General features: G+C 66.9%; 24 protein-coding genes and 1 tRNA gene. 12 read left to right on the forward strand and 13 right to left on the reverse strand.

Going from position 1 to position 25,004, the window contains the following annotated elements:
* The first annotated feature begins 4 nt into the window (after window positions 1-4).
* On the forward strand, window positions 5-532 hold the full coding sequence (ruvX, locus tag OSH10_RS03405; RefSeq protein WP_266330132.1) for a Holliday junction resolvase RuvX: 528 nt from the start codon (window positions 5-7) through the stop codon (window positions 530-532).
* On the opposite strand, the gene OSH10_RS03410 is transcribed toward ruvX, so the two are convergent.
* The 3 genes from OSH10_RS03410 to topA all read right to left on the reverse strand — a co-directional run bounded on the left by OSH10_RS03410 (window position 511) and on the right by topA (window position 7,532).
* Window positions 511-2,154: an acyl-CoA dehydrogenase family protein gene (locus OSH10_RS03410; protein ID WP_266330134.1), complete on the reverse strand. Its 1,644-nt coding sequence runs from the start codon at window positions 2,152-2,154 to the stop codon at window positions 511-513. The two genes, ruvX and OSH10_RS03410, sit on opposite strands and share 22 nt — an antisense overlap.
* A 99-nt stretch (window positions 2,155-2,253) precedes the next feature.
* On the reverse strand, window positions 2,254-4,641 hold the full coding sequence (gene rnr, locus OSH10_RS03415) for a ribonuclease R (protein WP_266330135.1): 2,388 nt from the start codon (window positions 4,639-4,641) through the stop codon (window positions 2,254-2,256).
* A gap of 131 nt (window positions 4,642-4,772) precedes the next feature.
* On the reverse strand, window positions 4,773-7,532 hold the full coding sequence (gene topA / locus OSH10_RS03420; protein WP_266330137.1) for a type I DNA topoisomerase: 2,760 nt from the start codon (window positions 7,530-7,532) through the stop codon (window positions 4,773-4,775).
* A 240-nt stretch (window positions 7,533-7,772) separates the two neighbouring features.
* Here topA and OSH10_RS03425 point away from each other — a divergent pair, with 240 nt between their 5' ends.
* Entirely contained in the window at window positions 7,773-7,982 is a 210-nt protein-coding gene (locus OSH10_RS03425) for a hypothetical protein (protein ID WP_266330138.1), read from the forward strand.
* A gap of 65 nt (window positions 7,983-8,047) precedes the next feature.
* Here the strand turns inward: OSH10_RS03425 and dprA are convergent, their stop codons facing one another.
* The 4 genes from dprA to OSH10_RS03445 form a co-directional block, all read right to left on the reverse strand.
* On the reverse strand, window positions 8,048-9,361 hold the full coding sequence (gene dprA, locus OSH10_RS03430; RefSeq protein ID WP_266330139.1) for a DNA-processing protein DprA: 1,314 nt from the start codon (window positions 9,359-9,361) through the stop codon (window positions 8,048-8,050).
* Window position 9,362: 1 nt separating this feature from the next.
* A complete protein-coding gene (gene plsY / locus OSH10_RS03435; RefSeq protein ID WP_266330140.1) occupies window positions 9,363-9,980 on the reverse strand; it encodes a glycerol-3-phosphate 1-O-acyltransferase PlsY in 618 nt (205 codons plus the stop codon).
* A 67-nt stretch (window positions 9,981-10,047) separates the two neighbouring features.
* Complete coding sequence (locus tag OSH10_RS03440; protein ID WP_266330141.1) at window positions 10,048-11,370, reverse strand: dihydroorotase; 1,323 nt, start codon at window positions 11,368-11,370, stop codon at window positions 10,048-10,050.
* A 7-nt stretch (window positions 11,371-11,377) separates the two neighbouring features.
* Window positions 11,378-12,334 (reverse strand): aspartate carbamoyltransferase catalytic subunit, encoded by a 957-nt coding sequence (locus tag OSH10_RS03445; RefSeq protein WP_266330142.1) that lies wholly within the window; start codon window positions 12,332-12,334, stop codon window positions 11,378-11,380.
* 219 nt (window positions 12,335-12,553) lie between these two features.
* Between OSH10_RS03445 and OSH10_RS03450 the strand changes: the two genes are divergently transcribed.
* From OSH10_RS03450 to rpmG, 3 genes are all read left to right on the forward strand, one after another.
* Window positions 12,554-13,003, forward strand: a complete 450-nt coding sequence (locus OSH10_RS03450) for a DUF983 domain-containing protein (protein ID WP_266330143.1) — start codon at window positions 12,554-12,556, stop codon at window positions 13,001-13,003.
* Between the two features lie 283 nt (window positions 13,004-13,286).
* Window positions 13,287-14,489: an MFS transporter gene (locus OSH10_RS03455; protein WP_266330144.1), complete on the forward strand. Its 1,203-nt coding sequence runs from the start codon at window positions 13,287-13,289 to the stop codon at window positions 14,487-14,489.
* An 87-nt stretch (window positions 14,490-14,576) separates the two neighbouring features.
* Complete coding sequence (rpmG, locus tag OSH10_RS03460) at window positions 14,577-14,744, forward strand: 50S ribosomal protein L33 (RefSeq protein ID WP_018181260.1); 168 nt, start codon at window positions 14,577-14,579, stop codon at window positions 14,742-14,744.
* A gap of 329 nt (window positions 14,745-15,073) precedes the next feature.
* On the opposite strand, the gene OSH10_RS03465 is transcribed toward rpmG, so the two are convergent.
* Entirely contained in the window at window positions 15,074-15,445 is a 372-nt protein-coding gene (locus OSH10_RS03465) for a response regulator (protein ID WP_266330146.1), read from the reverse strand.
* A gap of 95 nt (window positions 15,446-15,540) precedes the next feature.
* Between OSH10_RS03465 and OSH10_RS03470 the strand changes: the two genes are divergently transcribed.
* Window positions 15,541-15,834: a DUF3572 domain-containing protein gene (locus OSH10_RS03470; protein WP_266330147.1), complete on the forward strand. Its 294-nt coding sequence runs from the start codon at window positions 15,541-15,543 to the stop codon at window positions 15,832-15,834.
* Window positions 15,831-16,460 carry a GNAT family N-acetyltransferase gene (locus OSH10_RS03475; protein WP_266330148.1) on the forward strand — a complete coding sequence of 210 codons (630 nt, stop codon included), beginning with the start codon at window positions 15,831-15,833 and terminating at the stop codon, window positions 16,458-16,460. Before OSH10_RS03470 ends, OSH10_RS03475 begins: the two co-directional genes overlap by 4 nt.
* A 57-nt stretch (window positions 16,461-16,517) precedes the next feature.
* On the opposite strand, the gene OSH10_RS03480 is transcribed toward OSH10_RS03475, so the two are convergent.
* Window positions 16,518-16,925 (reverse strand): flagellar export protein FliJ, encoded by a 408-nt coding sequence (locus tag OSH10_RS03480; RefSeq protein ID WP_266330149.1) that lies wholly within the window; start codon window positions 16,923-16,925, stop codon window positions 16,518-16,520.
* A gap of 461 nt (window positions 16,926-17,386) precedes the next feature.
* Here OSH10_RS03480 and ctrA point away from each other — a divergent pair, with 461 nt between their 5' ends.
* The gene (gene ctrA / locus OSH10_RS03485; protein WP_266330150.1) at window positions 17,387-18,088 is read left to right on the forward strand and encodes a response regulator transcription factor CtrA; all 702 of its coding nucleotides are present in this window, start codon (window positions 17,387-17,389) and stop codon (window positions 18,086-18,088) included.
* A 200-nt stretch (window positions 18,089-18,288) separates the two neighbouring features.
* Here the strand turns inward: ctrA and chpT are convergent, their stop codons facing one another.
* Window positions 18,289-19,059 carry a histidine phosphotransferase ChpT gene (gene chpT, locus OSH10_RS03490; RefSeq protein ID WP_266330152.1) on the reverse strand — a complete coding sequence of 257 codons (771 nt, stop codon included), beginning with the start codon at window positions 19,057-19,059 and terminating at the stop codon, window positions 18,289-18,291.
* Window positions 19,060-19,323: 264 nt separating this feature from the next.
* On the opposite strand from chpT, the gene OSH10_RS03495 reads away from it, so the two are divergent.
* Together OSH10_RS03495 and OSH10_RS03500 are read left to right on the forward strand one after the other, a co-directional pair.
* Window positions 19,324-19,899, forward strand: a complete 576-nt coding sequence (locus OSH10_RS03495) for a DUF1134 domain-containing protein (protein WP_266330154.1) — start codon at window positions 19,324-19,326, stop codon at window positions 19,897-19,899.
* A gap of 211 nt (window positions 19,900-20,110) precedes the next feature.
* On the forward strand, window positions 20,111-21,235 hold the full coding sequence (locus tag OSH10_RS03500) for a coiled-coil domain-containing protein (RefSeq protein WP_266330156.1): 1,125 nt from the start codon (window positions 20,111-20,113) through the stop codon (window positions 21,233-21,235).
* Between the two features lie 7 nt (window positions 21,236-21,242).
* Here OSH10_RS03500 and OSH10_RS03505 read toward each other — a convergent pair whose 3' ends face one another.
* Window positions 21,243-22,223 carry an NAD-dependent epimerase/dehydratase family protein gene (locus OSH10_RS03505; protein ID WP_266330157.1) on the reverse strand — a complete coding sequence of 327 codons (981 nt, stop codon included), beginning with the start codon at window positions 22,221-22,223 and terminating at the stop codon, window positions 21,243-21,245.
* 92 nt (window positions 22,224-22,315) lie between these two features.
* On the opposite strand from OSH10_RS03505, the gene OSH10_RS03510 reads away from it, so the two are divergent.
* Entirely contained in the window at window positions 22,316-23,218 is a 903-nt protein-coding gene (locus OSH10_RS03510) for a LysR family transcriptional regulator (RefSeq protein ID WP_266330159.1), read from the forward strand.
* A gap of 78 nt (window positions 23,219-23,296) precedes the next feature.
* Here the strand turns inward: OSH10_RS03510 and OSH10_RS03515 are convergent.
* Together OSH10_RS03515 and OSH10_RS03520 are read right to left on the reverse strand one after the other, a co-directional pair.
* Window positions 23,297-23,371: transfer RNA gene (locus OSH10_RS03515), tRNA-Glu, on the reverse strand.
* Window positions 23,372-23,497: 126 nt separating this feature from the next.
* Window positions 23,498-23,887, reverse strand: coding sequence for a hypothetical protein (locus tag OSH10_RS03520; protein WP_266330160.1), 390 nt, complete (start codon window positions 23,885-23,887; stop codon window positions 23,498-23,500).
* On the opposite strand from OSH10_RS03520, the gene OSH10_RS03525 reads away from it, so the two are divergent.
* Entirely contained in the window at window positions 23,886-24,896 is a 1,011-nt protein-coding gene (locus tag OSH10_RS03525) for an RluA family pseudouridine synthase (protein WP_266330161.1), read from the forward strand. The genes OSH10_RS03520 and OSH10_RS03525 overlap by 2 nt on opposite strands.
* Window positions 24,897-25,004 lie beyond the last annotated feature (108 nt).

Raw genomic sequence — 25,004 nt, forward strand, 5'->3', positions numbered from 1 at the left:
GGGCATGACCGGCACCATCCTGGACTTCGCGGAACTGCAGCAGGCGCTGCCGCCCGCCGCCGCCGTGATCGGCCTCGATCTCGGCACCAAGACGATCGGCGTCGCGATCTCGGATCTCGGCCGCCGCATCGCCTCGCCGCTGGTCCTGATCAACCGCGTGAAGTTCACCCAGGACGTCGAGGCGCTGACCAAGGTCATCGGCCAGCGTCAGGTGGCGGGCATCATCATCGGCCTGCCGCTCAACATGGACGGCTCGGAAGGCCCGCGCGCCCAGGCGACGCGCGCCTTCGTGCGCAATCTGCTGCCGAAGATCGATATCTCGGTGTCGTTCTGGGACGAACGGCTGTCTACCGTGGCGGTGACGCGGACGCTGCTCGAGGCCGATACCAGCCGCAAGCGGCGCGGCGAGCTGGTCGACAAGATGGCGGCCGCCTTCATCCTGCAGGGCGCGCTCGACCGCATGCAGAAGATCACGCGCGACATCCAGGACGCGCGCGATCTCGAGGACGATCAGCCCTTCGGGCAGATGTAGTCGACGAAGGCGCGCGCATCGAAGCGGGCGTCGAGCATGCCATAGGTCGAACGCCACGGCTTGCCGAGGCGCGATTCCAGGAACGCGTCGGCAATCACGGCCGGGAAGCGGCGGCGCATCGCGGCGGCGGCCACCGTCATGGCCAGCTGTTCGACCAGGATGCGGGCCGATCCCTCGTCGGCCAGCGCCACGGCGGTGGCGGCGCGCAGCACGTTGAGCGTCGAGCGGGCGGCCTGGCCGAGCCCGTCCTCGATCACCCGGAGCACCGCTTCGAGCGAATCCGACGAGCGGCGCAGGATCCGCAGCACGTCGAGGCAGAGCACGTTGCCGGGACCATCGGCCAGCGCCGGCGCCAAGGCATCGCGATAGAGCCGCGCGAGATGGCTCTCCTCGACGAAGCCGTTGCCGCCGGTGCATTCGATCGCCTCGGCGACCACCGACGGCGTCACCTTGGTGATCCAGTATTTCACCACCGGCGTCATCAGCCGCGCGAAGGCGGCCTCGAGCGGATCGTCATGCGAGCGGTCGACGGCTTCCGCGAGGCGGAAGGCGAGCGCCGCCGACGCCGTGACGTCGAGCGCCATGTCGGCGAGCACGCGGGTCATCAGCGGCTGGTCGAGCAGCGGAGCGCCGAAGGCCTTGCGGTGGCGCGCATAATGCACGGCCTCCGCCAGCGCCGCGCGGGAGATCCCGGCCGAGGTGATGGCGCTGTCGACGCGGGTCAGCGTCACCGTCTCGTTGATGGTCGAGACGCCGCGCCCGGCCTCGCCGACGAGGAAGCCGGTCGTGCCGGGGAATTCGACCTCGGCGACCGCGTTGGAGCGGGTGCCGAGCTTGTCCTTGAGGCGCGCCAGGCGGATCGGGTTGCGCTTGCCGTCAGGCATGAAGCGCGGCACCAGGAAGAAGGAGAGCCCTTCCAGCGTCTGCGCCAGCACCAGCAGCGCGTCGCTCATCGGCGCCGAGACGTACCATTTGTGGCCGACGAGCCGGTAACTGCCATCGCCCGAGGCCTCGGCCCGCGTCGAATTGGAGCGAAGGTCCGAGCCGCCCTGCTTCTCGGTCGTGGCGAAGGCGAACAGCGCACCCGCCTTCTGCGCCGGGGGGATGACGCGCGAATCATAGCGCCGCGAACGGATCATCGGCAGCCAGGTTTCGGCGAGGTTCGGCGCGTGTGCCAGCGCGGCGACGCTGGCGCTGGTCAGCGACATGGCGCCGACATGGCCTGCCTCGACCTGCGCGGTCATGTAGATGCGGGCGGCGCGGGCGACCGCGCGGACGCTGGCCTCGTCGCCGCTGGCGTCCCAGATCGACGCCTGCAGGCCGGCGGCCACGCTGCGCCGCATCAGGGCATGGTAGGCCGGATGGAACTCGACCGTATCGGCGCGGCGCCCGGCCGCGTCATGCGTCTTGAGGACAGGCGGCACGGCGTTGGCCAGCCGCGCGAGATCGGCCATCTCGGCCGATCCCCATTGCTGACCATGGGTTGCAAGCCCCTCGACCACCGGCCGTGGCAGGCCCTCGACCAGCGCGGCCAGCACCGGGTCGGACGCATAGAGGTTCGCGCCGACGCGAAACGCGACCTGGTTGTTGACTTCGTGCGTCTCATAATCCGGCGAAACCATGCGTCCCCTGCCCCGTCCTCGGCCCGCGCCCCTTATGGCCCGCCAAGGTTAATAGGGGCAAAAGGCGCCGGTGTCTTGCCTCAAGGATTTGAGATTTTTCTAGCGCCGCTTGCCCCCCGGCCGGCCCTTGAACGCCGCTCCGGCAGGACGCCCGCCGCGGCCGCGGAACTCGCGCTCCACAACCTTGCGTTCGCCCTTGGGAAGCAGCTTGCCATCGGACATCAGCTCGAAGCGCAGCGCGCCGGCGACCGGCGCGACTTCGACCAGCTTGACGTCGACGCTGTCGCCCAGGCGGAACATCTCGCCATTGCGCGAGCCGATCACGGCCTGGCGCGCCTCGTCGAACTGGTAGAAGTCCGAACCAATGGAGCCGATCGGCACGAAGCCGTCGGCTCCGGTCTCGTCCAGCTTGACGAACAGGCCGGCGCGGGTAACGCCGGCGATGCGGCCATGGAACTGGGCGCCGATGCGATCGGCCAGCCAATGCGCGACGAGACGGTCGATAGTCTCGCGCTCGGCCGCCATGGCCCGGCGCTCGGCCGTCGAGATCTCCTCGGCGATCGCCGGCAGGTCCTTGTCCATGCCGTCCGGCAGACCGCCCTCGCCCATTTCGAGCGAACGCACCAGCGCGCGATGCACGATCAGATCGGCATAGCGGCGGATCGGCGAGGTGAAATGCGCGTAGCGGCGCAGGTTGAGGCCGAAATGGCCGATATTGTCGGGGCTGTAGATCGCCTGGCTCTGCGACCGCAGCACCACCTCGTTGACGAGGGCGGCGTGCTCGCTATCCTTCACCCGTCCGAGGATGGTGTTGAAGTTGCTCGGGCGCAGATTGCCGCTCTTCGGCAGGTTCATCTCGATCGTGGCGAGGAACTCGCGCAGCGATTCGAGCTTCGCCAGCGAAGGCTGGTCGTGCACGCGATAGACCAGCGGCGACCCCTTGCGCTCCAGCGTTTCCGCCGCCGCGACATTCGCCTGGATCATGAACTCCTCGATCAGCTTGTGCGCGTCGAGGCGTTCGGGAATGACGATCTTGTCGATCGAGCCATCGGGACCGACGATCACCTTGCGCTCGGGCAGGTCGAGATCGAGCGGCTCGCGATTGTCCCGGCCGCGCTTCATCACGGCATAGGCCGCCCAGAGCGGCTTCAGGATCGGCCCGAGCAGCGGCCCGGTCTTGTCATCCGGCCGGCCGTCGATCGCGGCCTGCGCCTGCTGGTAGGAAAGCTTGGCCGCCGACCGCATCATGATGCGGTGGAACCAGTGGAACTTCTTCTTGCCCTCGGCGGTGAACTGCATCTTCACGGCCAGCGCCGGGCGATCCTCGCCCTCGCGCAGCGAGCAGAGATCGTTCGAGATGCGCTCGGGCAGCATCGGAACGACGCGGTCGGGGAAATAGACCGAATTGCCGCGCTTCAGCGCCTCGCGGTCGAGCGCCGAATTCGGGCGCACATACCAGGCGACATCGGCGATGGCGACGGTGACGAGGAAGCCGCCGGGATTCTCCGGGTCGGTGTCCGGCTCGGCATAGACGGCGTCGTCATGGTCCTTGGCGTCGGCCGGATCGATGGTGACGAGCGGCACCTGCCGCCAGTCCTCGCGGCCGCCGGCGATCTTCGCCGGCTTGGCCTTCTCCGCGTCTTCCAGAACCTGCGGCGGGAAGATGTAGGGAATGTCGTGCGCATGGATGGCGATCATCGAGACCGCCTTCTCGCTCGACATGTCGCCGATGATCTCGACCACGCGCACGCGCGGCAGGCCGAAGCGCGACATGCGCTTGGCCTCGACCGAAACGAGATCGCCATTCTTGGCGCCGTTCAGGTCGTCGGGCTCGACTTCGGCTTCCTTCTGCTTGCGATCGACCGGCAGCACGCGGGCGCCGCCGGGCGTGATGCGGATGACGCCGAGGATCGAGGCGGCCCGCTTCTCCAGCACCTTGATGATGCGGCCGGTATGGGCGAAGCCCGTCTCTTCCAGGTCGGCGGCGTCGACATGCGACAGCACGCGGTCGCCGATGCCGGGGGCCGGAACCAGCGGCTTGCCGCGATTGAGACGGATCAGGATGCGCGGCGCGGCGCCATGGTCGGTGTCCCAGAGCGCGGGCTGGGCGACGAATTCGCCATGCTCGTCGCGCTCGGTGATCAGCAGCACGGTCACGGGCGGAATATCGCCCGGACGCGACAGCTTCTTGCGGTTCTTCTCGACGAGCCCGTCTTCGCTCAATTCCTTGAGCGTGCGCTTCAGCGCGATGCGGGCGCCGCCGGAAATGCCGAAATGCTTCGAGATCTCGCGCTTGGTCGCCTTGCCGGGATGCTCGGCGATGAAGGCGAGGATCGCTTCGCGCGACGGCATGCCGTTGGCAGGCGGGGCGACGGGGGCGACCGGCTTGCCGGAGGCCTTGGCAAAGGCTGCGGAACGCGTCGCGGATCTCGCGCCGGGCGTCCGGACCTTGGCGGCTTTGGGGGGAGTATCTGGCTTCTTGGCCAAGTAAATTGTGTCCAGTTCGGAATGGGGTGCGGCCGGGACTGCGCCCGTCCTCTCCCAAGGGGGAGAAATGAGAATGGCCGGCTGTGTCCATTCTGGCAACAGCCGGCCTCGATTGTGTCGTTGGCGGCCGATTACTCGGCGTCGGCCTCGACGGCCGATTTCTTGGGCGCGGCCTTTTTCGCCGCCGGCTTCTTGGCGGCGGCCGCCTTCTTGGCCGGTGCCTTCTTGGCCGGCGCGTCTTCGCCATCCGCGGCCTTGGCAGCGGCCTTCTTCGCCGGCGCCTTCTTCGCGGTGGTCTTGGCTTCGGCCTTCGGCTTCGCCGCCGCGCGCGTCTTCTTGACCGGAGCCTTGCCCGCCTTTTCGGCGATCAGGGCGACGGCTTCGTCGAGCGAGACGGTTTCCGGCGGCAGCGCCTTGGGCAGCGTGGCGTTGACGGCGCCATGCTTCACATAGGGGCCATACTTGCCGGCATGCACGGTGATCGGCCCGCCCAGGGTCGGGTGGTCGCCCAGCGTCTTCAGCGGCTCGGCGCCGGCGCGAGCCGGACGTCCGCCGCGCGCCTTCTTTTCGGCGATGACGGCGACAGCCCGGTTGATGCCGACGACGAAGACCTCGTCGACGCTGTCGAGATTGGCGTATTTGCCGTCATGCAGCAGGAACGGGCCGTAGCGGCCGATACCGGCCTGGATCGGCTTGCCGTCCTCGGGGTGGATGCCGACCTCGCGCGGCAGCGACAGGAGCGCGAGCGCCTTGTCGAGGTCGAGCGACGCGGCTTCCCAGCCCTTGGGCAGGGAGGCGCGCTTGGGCTTGTCCTTGCCTTCCGGCTCGCCGAGCTGGACATAGGGACCGAAACGGCCGCTGCGCAGCGTCACGTCGAGTCCGGTCGCCGGATCCTTGCCCAGCACCTTCGAACCCTCGGCGCCGAGCACCGAACCGTTTTCGCCATTCTCGCCCGGCGTCGCCTCGTCGCCCGAGGCGACGAGTTGGCGGGTGAAGCGGCATTCCGGATAGTTCGAGCAGCCGATAAAGGCGCCGAACTTGCCGAGCTTCAGCGACAGGCGGCCGACGCCGCAGGACGGGCAGGCGCGCGGATCGCCGCCATCGGCGCGCGCCGGGAAGATGTGGGGCCCCAGCAGGTCGTTCAGCGCGTCCAGAACCTGCGTGACGCGCAGTTCCTTGGTCTCGCCGACATCGGCGGCGAAACGCTGCCAGAATTCGCGCAGCACGTCCTTCCAGGCGATCTCGCCAGCCGAGATCTGGTCGAGCTTCTCTTCCAGGTCGGCGGTGAAGTCATATTCGACATAGCGGGCGAAGAAGCTCTGCAGGAAGGCCGTGACCAGACGGCCCTTGTCCTCCGGCACGAGGCGCTTCTTGTCGAGGCGGACATATTCGCGGTCGCGCAGAACGGTCAGCGTCGCGGCATAGGTCGAGGGACGCCCGATGCCGAGCTCCTCCATGCGCTTCACCAGCGTCGCCTCGCTGTAGCGCGGCGGCGGCTCGGTGAAATGCTGGGTCGCGGCGATCGCCTTCTTGGTCAGGCTCTCGCCCTTCTCCATGCGCGGCAGGCGGCCTTCGTCCTCGTCGCCCTCCTCGTCCTTGTCCTCATTATAGAGAGCGAGGAAGCCGTCGAAGGTCATGACCTGGCCGGAAGCGCGCAGGTCGATCTTGCGGCCGCCGGCCTCGACGAGAATGTCGACGGCGGTGCGCTGCATCTCGGCCGATTCCATCTGGCTGGCGACGGTGCGCTTCCAGATCAGCTCGTAGAGGCGGGCCTGGTCCTGCTCGACATAGCGGGCGACGTCACGCGGACGGCGCGTTGGGTCGGTCGGGCGGACCGCTTCGTGCGCTTCCTGGGCGTTCTTCGCCTTGGTCTGGTAGCGGCGCGGGGCGTCCGGCAGGTGCTTGGGCGAGAAATCGGTGCCGATCACGCCGCGGACGGCGGCAACCGCCTCCGGCGCCATGTCGACGCCGTCGGTACGCATATAGGTGATCAGACCGACCGTCTCGCCACCGAGCTCGACGCCTTCATACAGGCGCTGGGCGAGCTGCATGGTGCGGTTCGGCGCGAAGCCGAGCTTGCGGCTGGCCTCCTGTTGCAGCGTCGAGGTGGTGAACGGCGCGAAGGGATGGCGCTTGGCCGGCTTCGACTCGATCTCGGCCACCGTGTAGCGGCCGGCATCGAGCGCCGCGCGGAACGCTTCGGCCTCTTCGGCCGTGCCAACGTCGAGGCGGCTGATCTTCTTGCCGTCGGCGCCGACCAGGCGGGCCTGGAACTCGTCGCCGCGCGGCGTCGCCAGCGTTGCCAGCAGCGACCAGTATTCGCGCGGCTTGAAGATCTCGATCTCGTTCTCGCGGTCGCAGACCAGGCGGAGCGCCACGGACTGGACGCGGCCGGCCGAGCGGGCGCCCGGCAGCTTGCGCCACAGCACCGGCGACAGCGTGAAGCCGACCAGATAGTCGAGGGCCCGGCGCGCCAGATAGGCGTCGACCAGCGCCACGTCGATCGGGCGCGGGTTCTTCATCGCCTCGAGGACGGCCTGCTTGGTGATCGCGTTGAACACCACGCGTTCGACCGGCTTGTCCTTGATCGCCCGCTTCTGCTTCAGGACCTCGAGAACGTGCCAGGAAATGGCCTCGCCTTCGCGATCCGGGTCGGTTGCGAGAATGATGCGGTCGGCCGCCTTGGCGGCGGCGGCCATGTCGACGAGGCGCTTGGCGGACTTCGGGTCCGCCTCCCAGCTCATCGCGAAGTCCTCGTCCGGCAGAACCGAGCCGTCCTTCGACGGCAGGTCGCGGACATGGCCGTAGGACGCCACGACGTGATAGTCGGAGCCGAGGTACTTGTTGATCGTTTTCGCCTTTGCAGGCGATTCCACGATGACGAGATTCATCAATGCCATTTACGAAAAGGCCGGACGGGCCACGAAAACCCGATCCGACGAGAATTGGAACAAGGCGGAAATCCCGCCGGCCCACGGTGTGGGCGCATTCGGGCTGGACAATCCCGGAAAGCACCCTGACTGTCAATGAAGGCCGTGACGCCCCATACCGGCGCAACAATAAGTTGCATTCGGTTGCAATCGCAACTATATCAGAGCCGATGCAGACCTTGTAGCGATCGAGGTATGGATATGGGGTGGCAACCGGAAGATACCAGCGGCGACGACATGGGCCCCCGTGACGCCAGCCTGCGGCACGAGAAGGCCAGCTACATCGCCGACATGACGAAAGAACTGCGCAGCATGGCCTCCAGCGCCGGGCTGGAGTTCCTGTCCTACCTGCTCGCCGTCTCGGAAGAAGAAGCCCGCCAGGAAAGCCAGCGCCAGCGCCATACCGGCTAGAGAAGGCCGCGCTTCGCCCTGCGGCGCGGGCAGGACCGCCACGCCTGGAAACAGGACGGCCACGCCTAGGAAAGCAGGGAAACGCGCTGGCCGGCGTGGTGCTCGATCCGGCCGGCCAGGTCCAGTTCCAGCAGCAGCATCTGCACCGTCGCCGCCGGCAGGCCGGTAAATCGAATCAGGGCGTCGATCTCGGTCGGCGCCGGCCCCAGCGCCTCGACCAGCCGGTCGCGATCCCTTTCGTGCTGCGCGGCATCCGGCGCAACCGCCGCGCGCATCCCCTCGCCCGCCATGCCCGGTCCGGACGCGGCGTGGCTGGATCGCCCCTCCGCCCTCGCCACCTCTTCGCCCGGCATCGCTTCCGCTTCGAGCGCCGCGTCCGCGTCGAGGAATGCCGCCCCGTCGAAGCCGCGTTCGGCCAGGCCGTCGCCACCGCCGACCGGCCAGCCGGCCTGCGGCGCAAAGGCGCGGCCGAGCATGGGCGCCACGATCTCCAGCACGTCGGCGGCTTCGGTGACGAGATGCGCGCCCTGCTTGATCAGCTGATTGGTGCCGGCGGCGCGCGGATCGAGCGGCGACCCCGGCACGGCGAACACCGCCCTGCCCTGTTCGGCGGCCAGCCGCGCCGTGATCAGCGATCCCGAGCGCTGCGCCGCCTCGACGATGACGGTGCCCGACGCCATGCCGGCGACCAGCCGGTTGCGGCGGGGAAAATCGCGCGAGCGCGGCTCCCAGCCGAGCGGCATTTCCGAGACATGCGCCCCGCCGCTGGCCAGGATGCGGTCGGCGAGCGCGGCGTTTTCCGGCGGATAGAGCCGGTCGAGCCCGCCGGCGAAGACGGCGACGGTGCCGCCCTCCAGCGCCGCCGCATGCGCTGCCGCGTCGATTCCGCGCGCCAGGCCCGAAGCGATGACGAAGCCGCCATCGCCGAGATCGCGCGCCAGCCGCTGCGCCAGCCGGCAGCCGACCACCGAGGCGCTGCGCGCGCCGACGATCGCGATCATCGGCTTCTCCAGCACGGCGAGGCTGCCGCGAACGGCGAGAAGTGGCGGCGCGGCATCGATCGCCTTCAGCCAGGCCGGATACCCCGTCTCGCGGATCGCAACGAACTGGCCGCCGAGGCGAGAAAGCTGGTCGATCTCGCGCTCGGCTTCAGTGCGGCCGGCGATGCGGACGCGGCGTCCGCTGCGGGCGGCGAGTTCCGGCAGTCCTTCGAGGGCGGCGATGGCCGAGCCGAAATGCCGGATCAGCTCGCGAAAGGTCACGGGCCCGACATTCTCGCTACGGATCAGCTGCAGCCAGGCGGTGCGCTCGTCGTCGCTCAGGCGGACGTCGGCGGGCCGTCCAACGTCGCGGGGAGAACCATTTTCCCCGCGCGCCATGTCAGCCCTTCTGGCCGATGCGGCTCTCGGTGCCGCCCAGCAGCCGCCGGATGTTGGTGCTGTGCTTGAGGATCAGGATCACCGCCAGAACCGCGAACAGCCCCCCCTTCGGGATATCGCCGGTCGCCAGCAACACGATCGGCACGAGCACGCTGGCCACCAGCGCCGCGAGCGAGGAATAGCGTGCGATATAGGCGACCGCGATCCAGACCACCGCGAACAGCAGCGCCATGGGCCAGGCAAGCCCGATCAGCACGCCGAGATAGGTAGCGACGCCCTTGCCGCCCTTGAAGCGCAGCCAGACGGAGAAGATGTGGCCGAGAAAGGCGCCGAGACCGGCCAGGATCGCGGCTTCCGGCCCCCAGAAATGACCGGCCAGCAGCACGGCGGCGGTGCCCTTCAGCGCATCGCCGAGCAGGGTCGCGGCGGCCAGCTTCTTGTTGCCGGTGCGCAGGACGTTGGTGGCGCCGATATTGCCCGAGCCGATCGAGCGGATGTCGCCGAGGCCGGCGAAGCGCGTCAGGATCAGCCCGAACGGGATCGAGCCCAGGAGATAGCCAAGCACCAGCGCCGCCACGGCGAGCGACGCGCTTAAGTCCCAGCCAACCGGCTGCGGCATGGCAGGATTCCCCCGAACTCGAAAAGATGGCCCGGTGCCTGGAAAGGCAGCACCGGAAAACGTGAAATCAGTCGCCAGCGTATGCGTAGACGGTCCGGCCTGCAACGATTGTCCGGAGCACGCGGCCCTCGAAGCGCGCGCCTTCGAACGGCGTGTTCTTCGAGCGCGAGCGCAGCTTCTCGCCGTCGCAGATCCAGGGCATCGCCGGATCGACCAGGATGATGTCGGCGGGCGCGCCCGGCGTCAGCCTGCCACCCGGCAGGCCGAGCAGTTCCGCCGGGCGGGTCGAGAGCGCGCGCGCCACCGTCAGCAGGTCGACATCACCATTGTTGACCAGGCGCAGCGTCGCCGCGAGCAGGGTTTCGAGCCCGACCGCGCCATCGGCGGCTTCCGCGAAGGGGTGGCGCTTGGTGTCGACGTCCTGCGGATCGTGGCTGGAGACGATCACGTCGATCGAGCCATCGGCGACGCCCTCGATCATCGCCTGCCGGTCGTCTTCCGAACGCAGTGGCGGCGACAGGCGGAAGAAGGTGCGGTACGGCCCGATATCGAGCTCGTTCAGCGCCAGATGCGTGGCCGAGACGCCGCAGGAGACGGCGAGCCCGGCCTTCTTGGCGCGGCGGATGATCTCGAGCGATTCCGCGCAGGAGATCTGGGCCGCGTGATAGCGGCCGCGCGTCAGCGCCGCGAGACGGATGTCGCGCTCCAGCATGATGATCTCGGCTTCCTTGGGGATGCCGGAAAGGCCGAGCCGGGTCGCCGTCTCGCCTTCGTTCATCACGCCCGAGCCGGTCAGGTCCGGATCGGCCGGATGGTGCATGATCAGCGCGCCGAAATCGCGCGCATAGGTCAGCGCCCGGCGCAGCACCAGCGCATTGGTGATCGAGTGCCGCCCATCGGTGAAGCCGACGGCGCCGGCATCCTGCAACAGGCCGAATTCCGTCATCTCGCGGCCCTTCAGGCCCTTGGTGACGGCGGCCATCGGCATGACGTTGACCAGCGCCGTGTCGCGCGTGCGGCGGGCGATGAAATCGACCAGCGCCACGTCGTCGATCACCGGGTCGGTGTCCGGCATCATGATGACGGTGGTGACGCCGCCGGCGGCGGCCGACTGGCCGGCCGAGGCGAAGGTCTCGCGATGTTCGCCGCCTGGTTCGCCGATGAAGACGCGCATGTCGATCAGGCCGGGCATGACGGCAGCGCCGCGGCAATCGACGATTTCGGCGCCATCCGGAACGGCGGCGCTGTCTGCCTCCGGCCCGGCCGCCACGATCATGCCATCGGCGAGGATGACGGAGCCGCGCGCGTCGAGCTTGCGCGACGGGTCGATGACGCGCGCATTGGCGAGCACCAGCGGGCGTTCATTATTCTTCAGGCGATCCGGGTTCATCTCGCCCTCATCCGTTCGGAAGGTTCTGGGCGAGTGCCTCGAGCACCGCCATGCGCACTGCGACGCCCATCTCGACCTGGTCGCGGATCAGGCTCTGCGGCCCGTCGGCGATGGCCGAGTCGATCTCGACGCCCCGGTTCATCGGGCCGGGATGCATCACCAGCGCGCCCGGCCTGGCATAGGCCAGCTTCTCGGCATCGAGACCGAAGAAGTGGAAATATTCGCGCACCGAAGGCACGAAGGAGCCGTCCATGCGCTCGCGCTGCAGGCGCAGCATCATGACGATGTCGACATCCTTCAGACCCTTGCGCATGTCGGTGAAGATCTCGACGCCGAGACGGTCGAGCCCCTTCGGCAGCAGCGTCGATGGCCCGATGCAGCGCACCCGGGCGCCCAGCGCGTTCAGCAGCATGATGTTGGAGCGGGCGACGCGCGAATGCAGGATGTCGCCGCAGATCGCCACCGTCAGGTCGTGGATCGGCCCCTTGTGGCGGCGGATGGTCAGCGCATCGAGCAGCGCCTGGGTCGGATGCTCATGCGCGCCGTCGCCGGCATTGATCACCGAGCAGCCGACCTTCTGCGCCAGCAGATGAACCGCGCCGGCCGCGTGGTGGCGGACCACCAGGATGTCGGGGTTCATCGCGTTCAGCGTCATCGCCGTGTCGATCAGCGTCTCGCCCTTCTTCACCGAGGACGAACCAACCGACATGTTCATGACGTCGGCGCCGAGGCGCTTTCCGGCCAGTTCGAACGAGGATTGCGTCCGGGTCGAAGCCTCGAAGAACAGGTTGATCTGGGTGCGGCCGCGCAGGACGGCCTTCTTCTTCTCGACCTGTCGGCTGACTTCGACGGCCTCTTCGGCGAGATCGAGAAGGGCGATGATCTCCGCGGGCAGGAGACCTTCAATGCCTAGCAGGTGGCGATGCGCGAACACTGCGGCGGGACTGGCTTTGAGCTCATTCATTGAAGCGACCCCTATATTGACTTCCGCCCTGGGCGACAAGACCGGCGGGCCTTTCCCCGTGTGTTTTGCACGCCCGCCAACGCCGCGCCAGATGGACCCTTGGGGTCATGGCGACGCGCCGGTCCCGGGCCGGGCCGCGGCCCGGCCGCGCGGTGGATTGCCGCGTCGGCTTGTATCCCCCGGCCCAGGCGCGATATTAGCCGCGTCAAGGAGAAGCCGATGAACGAGTGGACCAGCAGTTCCGAAGCGACCGTCCGCCCGCAGCGTTCGTTGTGGCAGGCCATGTCGCGCGGGTTCTTCTGCCGCTGCCCGGCCTGCGGCAAGGGCCGGATGTTCAACGGCTACCTCACCGTCGCCGATGCCTGCGACGCCTGCGGCGAGGACCTGTCGCACCAGCGCGCCGACGATGCGCCGCCCTATTTCACTATCACCATCGTCGCCCACATCGTGGTCCCGCTGATGCTGATCGTCGAAATGGCCTGGCATCTCTCCAACATGACGCATCTGGCGATCTGGCTGCCGCTGACGGCCATCCTGACACTCGGCCTGCTGCGGCCGGTCAAGGGCGCCATCGTCGGGCTGCAATGGGCGCTCTACATGCACGGCTTCGATCCCGAGGGCGACGCCGACGACCACGCGCCGGAAGCCTGGCGCGCCGATTCGGGCTAGGGCCGGACGGCCTTAAAATGCGAAAGCCGGCTTTCGGACAAAGTCCGGCCTCACCCTGATCCCATCCGTCATGCAGAATCCCGACCGGCTCGAAGAGCAGCGCTCCGCGCCTCTCCCTGAGGGAGACGTGAAGTTCAAGTTTGAACCCCATGAACCCTGCTGCTGCTCCCGATCCGACAGGGGCTGAACCGGCCTTCCCCTCTCGACCCAAGCCGGCGCAGCGTCTAGAACGGCGCCGTCCTTTCACGACACAGCGCTGCATTACAGTATCCGAGGCGAATACATGACCATGGCATCCGGGCGGCGGACCGATGGCGGCGGCACGATCGGCCTCGTCGCGGCGATCGGATCCGTCGCGGCCGTCGGCCTCGGCTTCTCGATCACGCTGCCGCTCCTGGCGCTGACGCTGGAAGATCGCGGCATCTCCTCCACCTGGATCGGCATCAACACCGCCACCTGGGGCCTGGCCGCCATCGCCGTGACCCCGTTTGTCTCGAAGCTCGCCGCGCGAATCGGCACGGCGCAATTGCTGGCGCTGGCGATCCTGACCCTCGCGGCCGCCCTGCCCCTCTTCTATATCGCCCCCTTCTGGGCCTGGTTCCTGCTGCGCCTGATCGGCGGCGCCGCCGTCACCACCACCTTCGTGCTGTCGGAATTCTGGATCAGTTCGGCCGCGCCGCCCGCAAAACGGGGCATCGTCATGGGCATCTATGCCTCGGTGCTGTCCGGCGGCTTCGCGCTTGGCCCGGTGATTCTGTCGCTGACGGGGACGCAGGGCATGCTGCCCTTCCTGATCGGCTCGGGCGTGCTGACGCTCGGTATCATCCCCGTGCTTTGCGGCCTGCCCGTCGCGCCCAAGCTCGATCGCCGCGAGAAGCACTCCTTCGGCCGCTTCCTGTTCCTGGCGCCCGCCGCCACCGGCGCCGCGCTGCTGTTCGGCACGATCGAGACCGGTGCCTTCGCGCTGCTGCCGATCTATGGCCAGCGCGTCGGCCATACACGCGAACTGGTGATCCTGCTCGGCATCGGCGTCACCGTCGGCAACATCCTGCTGCAGATGCCCATGGGCATGCTGTCGGACCGGATGGACCGGCGGAAGCTCTTGATGATCATCGCCGCCTTCGGCCTGCTCGGCGCGGCGATCCTGCCGCTGGTGGCCGCCTCGTTCTGGCCGCTGATGATCGCCCTGGCGATCTGGGGCGGCGTCATCGGCTCGCTCTACACGGTCGGCCTCGCCCATCTCGGTTCGCGCTTCACCGGGTCGGATCTGGCCGCCGCCAACGCCGCCTTCGTCTTCTGCTATTCGCTGGGTGGACTCGTCGGCCCGGCGACGCTCGGTGTCGCGATGGATGTCTGGAATCCGCATGGCTTCGCCATCGGGATCGGCCTCTTCTTCGCCGCCTATCTCGCCATGCTGATCATCCGGATCGGGCTGGCGCGACTTCCCGGAGGAGTTTCCAAGGGAGTGTCCAAGAAGCTTTCTTGACTTTCAGTTCTGAATCCGTAGGGTGCGCGCACAAAGGCGCCGGGCCAGTTTCAGCTACGCTGCGCGCAACAATTTTGAGGTTTGACCATGGCCAAGGCCACCACGATCAAGATCAAGCTCGTGAGCTCCGCTGACACCGGCTTCTTCTACGTCACCAAGAAGAACTCGCGTACCATGACCGAGAAGTTCTCGGCCAAGAAGTACGACCCGGTCGCGCGCAAGCACGTCGAGTTCCGCGAAGCCAAGATCAAGTAAGATCGGTTTCGGAAGTTTCGAAAAAGGCGCCGTTTCGGCGCCTTTTTTGTTGTCTCAAATGTGAGGGCGGCAGTTGTCCAAGCCTCTGAGTCTATCAGGCCGATCGACCTGCCCCGCCATCATCCTGAGGTGCTTCGCGTAAGCGAAGCCTCGAAGGAGGGTCCAGCGGGGCACTCCAGTATGCAGACAACGTCCGAAAGTCCGGCGAAACCCGCTCGCGATCCAGATCAAGGGCGTTCGCTGGACCCTCCTTCGAGGCCCGGCTTCGCCGGGCACCTCAGGATGATGGCTACAGTTCCGGCCAGCAGCACGAATTGGGAAAAAGCGCCTCAGGCGTCGCCGAGATAGGTCTTCACCGTCTCGATGAACTTGCCGATGGAGATCGGCTTCGACAGATAGGCCTCGCAGCCGCCCTGGCGGATGCGCTCCTCGTCGCCCTTCATGGCGAAGGCGGTGACGGCGATGATCGGGATGACGCGCAGTTCGTCGTCCTCCTTGATCCACTTCGTCACTTCGAGGCCCGAGACCTCGGGAAGCTGGATATCCATCAGAATCAGGTCGGGGCGATGGGTGCGGGCGAGTTCGAGCGCTTCCAGGCCGTTTCGGGTCTGGATAATGTCATAGCCATGCGCTTCGAGGAGGTCGTGGAAGAGCTTCATGTTGAGCTCGTTGTCTTCCACCACGAGAACGGTCTTTGCCATTCGTCCCTTCTTGCAGCCCTCGATCCCGTCGACGGCGTCTACTAGATGGTATCGATCTCCACTTTAGCGAAGATTCGTTTCGGAAAGGCAAATGCATGATCCGGCAGAAAGAGCCGCCGCTCGACCTCGAGGGCGCGGAGAGGCTGGCGATCGAGGGCCTGGCCTTCCTGGCATCGGAACCGGAGGAACTGGGCCGCTTCCTGGCGCTGGTCGGTCTCGGGCCGGAAACGCTGCGCGACGCGGCCGGCGATCCGGGCTTCCTCACCGCGGTGCTTGAATACTTCCTCGAGAACGAGCCGCTGCTGCTCGTCTTCGCCGCCCGCGCCAACATCCGGCCGACGCTGATCGCGGCCGCTCGCTACCTGCTCGACCGGGAGATTCTGGAATGACGCAAACGATCGCCCTCGACCTCGACGGCTATACCGACCTGCCGCCCGGCCGGATCGCCAATGTCGTCACCTATCTGGAGATGACGAGCCGCCCTGCCCCGGCCGTCGCGGCGGAGAGCGGCCGGACGGTGCGCCATGTGGCGAAGCCGGATCTCGCCGCCTACCGCGACCTCTACCGCCGGATCGGCACGGACTGGCTGTGGTTCTCGCGCGCCGTGATGTCGGATGACGAACTCGCCGCCCTGCTGGCCAAGCCCTCGACCGAGATCCACTTCCTCGAGCAGGACGGCGCGCCGATCGGACTGGCCGAGCTGCATCGCGGCGAAGGCCGGCCGGCGAATGTCGAGATCGCGATGTTCGGCGTGGTGCCCGAGGCGACCGGCACCGGCGCGGCCCGGCAACTGATGAATGCGGCGCTTGCCGTCGCCTGGGACGGCGGTACGGAGCGCGTCTGGCTCCACACCTGCTCGTTCGACCATCCGGCCGCCCTGCGCTTCTACAAGCGAGCCGGCTTCACGCCGTTCAAGTTCGCGATCGAGGTCTCGACCGATCCGCGCCTCGACGGCCACCTGCCGAGATCGGCCGGGCCGCATGTCGCGTTGATCGATCCGACGCCGTCGGCCTGAGGCCGGCGCTTTCCGGAGGGTTAACGAGGCGCTAACAGCGGCAGGTGCCGTTAACCCCTACCAGGACCGCCGCTCGGCGGCGGTCGAGCGAGCCGGGCGACGCGTCGCGGCAAGATCGACCGCTGCATTTCTCTCCTGGTCGCGGAGCGCCATCTGCTCCGCCTTGGCGAGATCGTCGAGCGCGAGATCGAGGCCAGCCTGGGCCGCGGCCAGCTGCGCCTCGAGATCCTGTGCCGAGGCGCGGAGATTGTCGCGCCGGGCCATCGCCGCCTTGGCGAAGGTCGGATAGGCGAAATGCGAGGTGTCCCGGATGCCGGCGCGTTCCTGCTCGACATTAATCTGGTCTTCGAGGTCGCGCGCCATGCGCTCGAACTCGGCGACCATGGTCTGGATCTGGTTGACCTGCCGACGCTTTTCCTCGGCCTGGAAACGCTTTAGCCGAATGATGCTATCACGCGACTTCATACTCGTTACTCCCTGAACACTGAGACGTAGACGCGCTGCGATGCCGACGGCCTCGGGGACGTTCTCGTCGCCGCTGTGGTTAACGGCCATCAAACTTGTCAAAACCTTAAGCCCGCGACCTCGCGCTAACCTTTCGTTTACGTCTCGCGTTAATCATGGCGCAGGAGGGCTTAAGGGCGGGTAAACCCCGTCTGCGGTGCCTTCATCCTAATTCCGTGAGTCCGACCAATTGGTTACCGGAATTCGTGCAATCGAGCGAAAGGGTGCAATCCACACCAATTCGCTCGGAATCTCAAAGAGCTTGGGCGATTTCCGAATAATTCGCCTGAACCCCTTGTGAGCACGAATCAGAATTTGTTAACCATTAAGCGTTAGCCTTCGAATCGGGGTGAGCCGTTTTCCAAGCACCGGTTTTCGAGGCCGGAGCGCCAAGCCCAGGATAGGCAATTGAGGGGATTGGTATGCGAGTTCTGCTGATCGAGGACGACAGCGCCACGGCGCAGAGCATCGAGTTGATGCTCAAGTCCGAGAATTTTAACGTCTACACGACGGATCTCGGCGAAGAGGGTGTCGATCTCGGCAAGCTCTACGATTACGACATCATTCTGCTCGACCTGAACCTGCCCGACATGTCGGGATACGAGGTTCTCCGGTCGCTGCGCGTCGCCAAGGTGAAGACGCCGATCCTGATCCTTTCCGGCCTAGCCGGCATCGAGGACAAGGTGCGCGGCCTCGGTTTCGGCGCCGACGACTACATGACCAAGCCCTTCCACAAGGACGAGCTCGTTGCGCGCATTCATGCGATCGTGCGCCGCTCGAAGGGCCATGCCCAGTCGGTCATCATCACCGGCGAGCTGACGGTCAATCTCGACACCAAGACGGTCGAGGTCCATGGCAGCCGCGTGCACCTGACGGGCAAGGAATACCAGATGCTGGAGCTGCTTTCGCTCCGCAAGGGCACGACGCTGACCAAGGAGATGTTCCTGAACCATCTCTATGGCGGCATGGACGAGCCCGAACTGAAGATCATCGACGTCTTCATCTGCAAGCTGCGCAAGAAGCTGGCGACGGCGACCAACGGCCTCAACTACATCGAGACCGTCTGGGGCCGCGGCTATGTGCTGCGCGAGCCCGACGAAGTTCAGATGCGCGCCAGCGCATAGCCGGTCCTCCCCCGGCTGGAATGTGAAAAGCTCCGCTCCGGCGGGGTTTTTCTTTGGCGGAAACCGGCGGCCCTTCACGGCACGTTCAAGGCCCTGCCCCGTGCAAGCCTTTGCCGGGCAAAGAAAAAGCCGCGCCGATCGTTCGATCCGCGCGGCTTCTCTGTATTTCAGGGCTGCGGCAGGCGCAGCCGTCCTGCCGATCAGGCTTGCTGCGTGGCCTCGTCTTCGCCGACGGCGACAGGCTCGGCCGCCTCCGGGGCGGCTTCCGCGACCATCGTCTCGGCCGCGGGCGCTTCGGCCGGAGCCTCCTCGCTCCCCGCCGCCGCGGCGCTCGACCGCGCGGTGATGATCACATCCGTGCCCTCCAGCACCGCCGCCACGGTCATGCCGCAGCTTCGCGCCAACAGGCCTGCATAGTAAGGCTGCACGGCATGCGCATCGATGTTGACGTCGACGATCGTGCCGGGGATCAGCTTTTCGAAGGCGGGCGGGATGCGCGCGCTCGGGCCCGAGCAATGGAAGGTGACGTCCGGCCTGGACGGCTCGCCCTCGACCGTGACCTTGATCAACCCGCCGCGCGGCACGGAAGCCACCGCCATCAGCACGAGGTTGAGGATCAGCTTGACCTGGTTCTTCGGCATAAGCGCGCGCGGCGCCGTCCATTCGAAATTCGCCTTCTCGCCTTCCATGTAGCCGCGTGCGACCTTCTCGGCGTCGCCGATGTCGATCTCGGCGCCGGCCGAACCGGCCGCGCCAAAGGCAAGACGGGCGAATTGCAGCTTGGCCGAGGCCTGGCGGGCGCTCTTGCGGATCAGGTCGAAGGCGAAGGCCTTCATTTCCTCATTGGTCTCTTCGTCGAGAACCTCGAGGCCGTTGTTGATCGCGCCGACGGGCGAGATGATGTCGTGACACACGCGGCTGCACAGCAGCGCCGCGAGATCGAGGGCTTCGAGTTCGATCTCATTGGTCATGACGGGTCATCCCCCTGATTGGCACGAATCAACGCATGGAAAAAAGACGCTTCGGGGATACACCGGCCCAACGATGCTGCCAACCGCCCGCCACCGGCGGGGCTGCAACCGGCCCTGCGGCGCGCCCGCCGGAACCACGTCAGAATGCCGCCCTTTTTTCACTTACACTCCTATCGGTGATTCGCGCGCCTGCTGCCGGTTTCCGCCGCCCGTCGGGGATCGGTTCCGTGCCATGACAGCCGCCACGACAAGGAGCCGACCGACATGACCCGCAGCCTGCGTCTTACTTTCTGTCTCGCGCTGATCGCGCTGGCCGCGCCGCTCCTTGCCCTCCGGCCGGCCTATGCGCAGAACCCGCAGCAATATTCCTCGGACGAGCTGGTCAATACCGGGCATCGGTTCTTCGGCGAGGTATCCGGCAGCCTCGCCTCCGTCGTGGAGCACGCAGTATCCAAATATGGCCTGCCGAACGGCTACATCCTGGGCGAGCAGGGATCGGGCGCGCTGTTCGCCGGCCTGCGCTATGGCAACGGCACGCTCTACACCAAGAACGCCGGACAGCATCAGGTCTTCTTCCAGGGACCATCGCTTGGCTGGGACATTGGCGGCGAGGGCTCGCGCGTCATGATGCTCGTCTACAATCTGCCCTCGATCAACGCGATCTATTCGCGCTTCGGCGGCGTCAACGGCTCGGCCTTCCTGGTCGGCGGCGTCGGCATGACGGTGCTGTCTCGCGACGACGTCTTCATCGTTCCGATCGTTTCCGGCCTTGGCGCCCGTCTCGGCCTCAATATCGGCTATCTGAAGTTCACCGACCGCCAGACCTGGAACCCCTTCTGATCGATGGGAACGCCCGCAGGGCGGGCGGCGGCGCAACACCGCGCGGGAACCGGCGCCGACCGGCCCGCGACACGCGCTTGTGGCTGGACTCCGGGCTTCGGACGATGTCATTAGGAAAACTGCGCGTGGGCTGGCGCGGGGAAGCCGATGACTGGGGGATTGGGTCTTGCCGGCCCGTCCTCAGGCGCGACGGACATCCGGAGACGGTGCATTGATTGAAGCGCTGATGTACTTCGCACTCGGCTTCCTGTCGGCGGGGATCCTTGCCCTGGTCGTCCTGCCGCCGGTCTGGCGCCGCGCATTGCGCCTGACCCGCCGCAACATCGAGCGCACGCTGCCGATGACCCGCGCCGAGATCCAGGCCGAGAAGGATCAGATCCGCGCCGGCTTCGCCCTGTCGACGCGAACCCTCAACCAGACCATCGAGCGCCTCAAGACGCAGGTGACCGAACAGCTGATCGACATCAACCGCAAGCGCGAAGTGATCACCCACCTGACCGCGCAGGGGACGCTTTCCGCCGATGACATCGTCGCGCTGGAAGAGCGCCGCGCCGAACTGGAAGTGCGGGTTGCCGAGGCCGACCTCGCCGTCGCTGCCGCCGTGACGGACCGAGCCGAGGGCGAAAAACGCCTCCAGCAGATGCGGATGAAGCTGGAAAGCGCCGAGGAAACCCTGGAGCAGATTACGGCCGAGCGCGAAGAACAACGGCTTGAGATCATTGCCCGCGATACCGAACTGGACAATCTGCGCGATGCGCTGGCGGCCGTGAAGATGAGTTCTACGGTCGACGAAGTGGCGAGCGCCGGGTTCGAATCCGAGCTGTCGACGCTTCGCGCCAATCTGGCGATCGAGCGTCGCCGCACCGAGGCGCAGTCGGAGCGCGAGCTCGAGAGCGAAGCGACGATGCGGGCCGCGATCGCCCAATTGAAGCAGCGCGAAACCGACCTCGCCGACGCGCATGCGAAGATCCAGGACCTCTCGGTCCGTCTGGTCGATGCCGAGGCGGCGGAGATGAGCGGCATGGCGCTGCGCGACCAGAAGTTGGAGCTGGAGGCCCGGATCCTGTCGCTGGAGAGCCGCAACGCCGCTCTCCAGGCCGATCTCGAGGGATGGAAGCAGCGGAGCGGGACGGCCAGCGCCGAGGAAAGCGCCGTGCTGCGCGAGAAGCTGATCGAGTTCGGCGCCGCCGTGGCCCGGCTTGCCAGCGAGCGGGGCGAGGCGCCGGGTCTCGTCACCCTGCTCCCGCCGCCGCCCGAGGAGACGACGGCGCCCGCGCCCGCCCCGGGGCTTGCCGAGCGCATTCGCGCCCTCCAGCACGCCGGCACGGGCGCCTGAGCGCCGGTCAGGCGGGGTCAGCCCCCGGCATCGAGCCCATCGCCGTCAGCGTCGCGCGCAAGGCGTCGGGCAGCGGCGTATGCGGTTCCTGGCCGAGAAAGGCGAGAAGCTTGCGATTGTCGAGTTCGAGCGGCTCGGTCCAGAGATAGCGCATCTCGATCAGTTCGCGGAACATCTCGACGAAAGGCGCGGCGAGATAGACCGCCACCCACGGAAAACCCCGGATCCGGCTGCCCTGCCTTCCGACCGTCGCCGCCACGCCTTCCGACATTTCGACGCCGCGTTCGAAATAATGGCCGCGGAAATGGAAGACCTCGAACAGCCCCATGGCATCGGCGCGCTCCATCAGTTGAACCATTGTCTCGGCCAGGTCCGGCAGATAGGCCCAGGCGTGGCCGATATCCCGCCTCCCCGGATAGCGGATCGTTGACGCGGGGACGCCCGGCTTGACGATTCCGGCGGCGAACCAGTTGTTGCCGGCATGAGGACCGAAGAAATCGCCGGCGCGCACGATCAGCACCGGCGTGCCCGCCGCCGCAGTTTCGCGCAGGCGCTGTTCCATGGCGACGCGGATCTTGCCCTTGCGGGTGGTGGGCCGCTGCGATGCGGCCTCGTCGACCAGGGGCCGCGCATCGGGCCCGAAATTGTAGACCGTGCCTGGGAAGACAATCCGGGCGCCAACCGCCCGGGCGGCGGCGATCGTGCTTTCCAGCATCGGCAGCGCCAGGCCCTTCCAGTTGCGGTAGCCGGGAGGATTGGCGCCATGGAAGATCACCTCGGCGCCCTTCGCGGCGGCGATCACGTCGGCGGCGACCATGGCGTCGCCTTGGACCCATTCGATGCCCTCGCCGCCCGGCTTGCGGCGGGCTGCGGCCGGGTCCCGGTTCAGGCCGCGCACCTTCCAGCCGCGGGCGAGCAGCACCCGAGCCACTGCGCCGCCGACGCCGCCCGTTGCGCCAACCACCAAGGCAATCCTGCCATCCGTCATGATCATCTCCTGTCGTTCCAATGACGAGAAGATCGCGCGCCCAGCTCCTATTTTAAATTGTTGAACTTCGGATAGCAGTCATACATTCTTGAATGATGACGCCATCCTGGGATCATTTCCGCTCGTTCCTTGCCGTGCTCGGCGATGGCAGCCTTTCGAAGGCCGCGCGCAGTCTGCGCCTGACCCAGCCGACGATCGGCCGTCACATTGATGAACTGGAGCAATCGCTGGGCGTCGTGCTGTTCACGCGCTCCCGCACGGGCCTGACGCCAACCGAAGCGGCGCTGGAGCTGGAGCCGCATGCAGCAACCATGGCGGCCGCGGCCGATGCCCTCGTCCGCGCCGCCTCGGGCGAAGCGCGCGAGGATCGCGGCACGGTTCGGCTGACGGCGAGCGAGGTGGTCGGCACCGAGATCCTGCCCGCCCTCCTGCGGCCCTTCCTGGGGCGGCATCCGCATATCGCCATCGAGCTGGTGGTATCCAACCGCAACGAGGACCTGATGCGACGCGAGGCCGACATCGCCGTCCGCATGGCGCGGCCGACCCAGGGTGCGCTGCTCGCGCGCCGCATCGGCGCGGTCGATATCGGCCTGCATGCGCACAGGTGCTATCTGGCGCAGCGCGGCACGCCGAAAACGTTGGCCGAACTCTCCGGCCATGCGCTGATCGGCTATGACCGCGATTCCCCGGCCATCCGCGCCCTGCAGAAACTCGGCCTGCCCCTGACCCGCGACATGTTCAGCCTGCGCACCGACAGCGACACGACGCAGCTCGCCGCCATCCGCGCCGGCCTCGGCATTGGCGGCTGCCAGAGCCGCCTCGCGGCGCTCGATCCCGATCTGGTGCATCTCGTGCCGGAAGAATTCGCCTACCCGCTCGAATGCTGGGTCGCCATGCATGAGGATCTCGGCGCGGTGCGGCGAATGCGGCTTGTCTTCGATCATCTTGTCGCGGGGCTCGGCGACTATGTCGCCGGCAGGCCGCTGGAAGGCTGAACGGGGCCAACGCAGGGCTAGAGCCCTTGAGATCACAAAAACTTAGAGAGCAGCCATTTCTGGGTGGGGTGCAAATTTTGGTACGCCCAAGGGGAATCGAACCCCTGCTTTCGCCGTGAGAGGGCGACGTCCTGACCGCTAGACGATGGGCGCGGATCCGTTCGCTTTCGGATGACGGCGATATACCGGGTGATCGGAACCTTGGCAAGCCATCTCGCCAAGGTTCTTTGCATCTCCCTGTGCAGAACTTCGCCGCAGGGAAGCCAAATGGCGGAAATCCTAGGGCGTGACGCCCAGCGTGATGTTGCGCAGAACCTTGCCCGTATTGATGTTGAGGATCACGACGCGGGTGGCGCCACCGGCATCCAGCGTCAGGGCCAGCTGGTCGCCATTCAGCGACGAGGAAATGATGCGCGCGCCGGCCGGAATCGCCTTCTCGATGCGCAGCTCCGCCGACGATGGCTTGAGACCGGACTTGCTTCCGCCGGGGCCGATCCGATAGATGACGGCGAACAGCACGGCGACGAAGCCGAGCAACACCGTCAAACTCGATACCAGGATCAGACGTCTCAGCTTCAGCCGGACGCGCTCGACGGCGGGATCGAGGGGCGTATCGCCGCCAGGCTGCTGCGCGCCGGGCTGGTTCGAAGAGGAAGTAGAGTTGACCATGGATCAGTTTCCGGATGACGGCGAGGAAATCGTCGACCTCGTGGTCGAACCGGACGCGGCAGGCCGTCGCCTCGACGCCTATCTGGCCACCGCGATCGCCGAGCTTTCCCGTAGCCGCCTCAAGGTGTTGATCGAGGCCGGCCACGTCTCCATCGGCGGCGCGACCATAGTGGAGGCCAAAAAGGCGGTCAACGCGGGCGACGTCATCCGCGTCGCCGTGCCGCCCGCCGTCGCCCCGGAGCCCGAAGGCGAACCGATCCCGCTCAATGTCGTCTACGAGGACAGTGACCTGCTCGTCATCGACAAGCAGGCTGGCCTCGTGGTGCACCCGGCCGCCGGCAACTGGTCGGGCACGCTGGTCAACGCGCTGATCGCCCATTGCGGCGACAGCCTGTCGGGCATTGGCGGCGTGCGCCGGCCGGGCATCGTGCACCGGCTCGACAAGGACACGACCGGGCTGATGGTCGTGGCCAAGAACGACCGCGCCCACAAGCGCCTCGCCAACCAGTTCGCCGACCATGGCCGCACCGGCCCGCTCGAGCGCGGCTACCGCGCCATCGTCTGGGGCGTGCCGTCCCTGCCCTATGGCCTCGTCGATGCGCCGATCGGCCGCTCGCCGACCAGCCGGCTGAAGATGGCCGTGCTGAAGACCGGCGGCAAGGAAGCCATCACCCATTACACGGTGCAGGACCGCTTCGGCGACCCGAAGAACCCGATCGCCAGCCTGATCGACCTGCGGCTGGAAACCGGCCGCACGCACCAGATCCGCGTCCATATGGCCGCCATGGCGCATCCGCTGATCGGCGACCAGGAATATGGCAAGGGCTTCCTGACCAAGATGAGTCTGATCCCGGAGCCGGCGCGCTCGGCGATCGCCTCGTTCCATCGCCAGGCGCTGCATGCCTGGCTGCTCGGCTTCGAGCATCCGACGACCGGCGAAACGCTGCATTTCGAAAGCGAACCGCCGGAGGATCTGGCCCATCTGATCGAGGCATTCAACGGACTGTGATCGGATCGAACCGATCGGTCCTGTTAAACTTGTATTTCGTGCCTATATATCTCCATGCGGGCCAACATGGCCGCGACCGGCGTTGGCTTTCGGGGAACGCCGGCAAGA

The sequence above is a fragment of the Kaistia defluvii genome, from assembly GCF_026343955.1.
In the GTDB taxonomy this organism is placed as follows: Bacteria; Pseudomonadota; Alphaproteobacteria; order Rhizobiales; family Kaistiaceae; genus Kaistia; species Kaistia defluvii.

Excerpts from the sequence above, each read along its gene's own strand:
- ruvX (WP_266330132.1), top strand. The coding sequence starts at position 5 with ATGACCGGCACCATCCTGGACTTCGCGGAACTGCAGCAGGCGCTGCCG.
- OSH10_RS03410 (WP_266330134.1), bottom strand. The coding sequence starts at position 2,154 with ATGGTTTCGCCGGATTATGAGACGCACGAAGTCAACAACCAGGTCGCG.
- topA (WP_266330137.1), bottom strand. The coding sequence starts at position 7,532 with ATGAATCTCGTCATCGTGGAATCGCCTGCAAAGGCGAAAACGATCAAC.
- OSH10_RS03425 (WP_266330138.1), top strand. The coding sequence starts at position 7,773 with ATGGGGTGGCAACCGGAAGATACCAGCGGCGACGACATGGGCCCCCGT.
- dprA (WP_266330139.1), bottom strand. The coding sequence starts at position 9,361 with ATGGCGCGCGGGGAAAATGGTTCTCCCCGCGACGTTGGACGGCCCGCC.
- plsY (WP_266330140.1), bottom strand. The coding sequence starts at position 9,980 with ATGCCGCAGCCGGTTGGCTGGGACTTAAGCGCGTCGCTCGCCGTGGCG.
- OSH10_RS03440 (WP_266330141.1), bottom strand. The coding sequence starts at position 11,370 with ATGAACCCGGATCGCCTGAAGAATAATGAACGCCCGCTGGTGCTCGCC.
- OSH10_RS03445 (WP_266330142.1), bottom strand. The coding sequence starts at position 12,334 with ATGAATGAGCTCAAAGCCAGTCCCGCCGCAGTGTTCGCGCATCGCCAC.
- OSH10_RS03450 (WP_266330143.1), top strand. The coding sequence starts at position 12,554 with ATGAACGAGTGGACCAGCAGTTCCGAAGCGACCGTCCGCCCGCAGCGT.
- OSH10_RS03455 (WP_266330144.1), top strand. The coding sequence starts at position 13,287 with ATGACCATGGCATCCGGGCGGCGGACCGATGGCGGCGGCACGATCGGC.
- rpmG (WP_018181260.1), top strand. The coding sequence starts at position 14,577 with ATGGCCAAGGCCACCACGATCAAGATCAAGCTCGTGAGCTCCGCTGAC.
- OSH10_RS03465 (WP_266330146.1), bottom strand. The coding sequence starts at position 15,445 with ATGGCAAAGACCGTTCTCGTGGTGGAAGACAACGAGCTCAACATGAAG.
- OSH10_RS03470 (WP_266330147.1), top strand. The coding sequence starts at position 15,541 with ATGATCCGGCAGAAAGAGCCGCCGCTCGACCTCGAGGGCGCGGAGAGG.
- OSH10_RS03475 (WP_266330148.1), top strand. The coding sequence starts at position 15,831 with ATGACGCAAACGATCGCCCTCGACCTCGACGGCTATACCGACCTGCCG.
- OSH10_RS03480 (WP_266330149.1), bottom strand. The coding sequence starts at position 16,925 with ATGAAGTCGCGTGATAGCATCATTCGGCTAAAGCGTTTCCAGGCCGAG.
- ctrA (WP_266330150.1), top strand. The coding sequence starts at position 17,387 with ATGCGAGTTCTGCTGATCGAGGACGACAGCGCCACGGCGCAGAGCATC.
- chpT (WP_266330152.1), bottom strand. The coding sequence starts at position 19,059 with ATGACCAATGAGATCGAACTCGAAGCCCTCGATCTCGCGGCGCTGCTG.
- OSH10_RS03495 (WP_266330154.1), top strand. The coding sequence starts at position 19,324 with ATGACCCGCAGCCTGCGTCTTACTTTCTGTCTCGCGCTGATCGCGCTG.
- OSH10_RS03505 (WP_266330157.1), bottom strand. The coding sequence starts at position 22,223 with ATGACGGATGGCAGGATTGCCTTGGTGGTTGGCGCAACGGGCGGCGTC.
- OSH10_RS03510 (WP_266330159.1), top strand. The coding sequence starts at position 22,316 with ATGATGACGCCATCCTGGGATCATTTCCGCTCGTTCCTTGCCGTGCTC.
- OSH10_RS03525 (WP_266330161.1), top strand. The coding sequence starts at position 23,886 with ATGGATCAGTTTCCGGATGACGGCGAGGAAATCGTCGACCTCGTGGTC.
- OSH10_RS03520 (WP_266330160.1), bottom strand. The coding sequence starts at position 23,887 with ATGGTCAACTCTACTTCCTCTTCGAACCAGCCCGGCGCGCAGCAGCCT.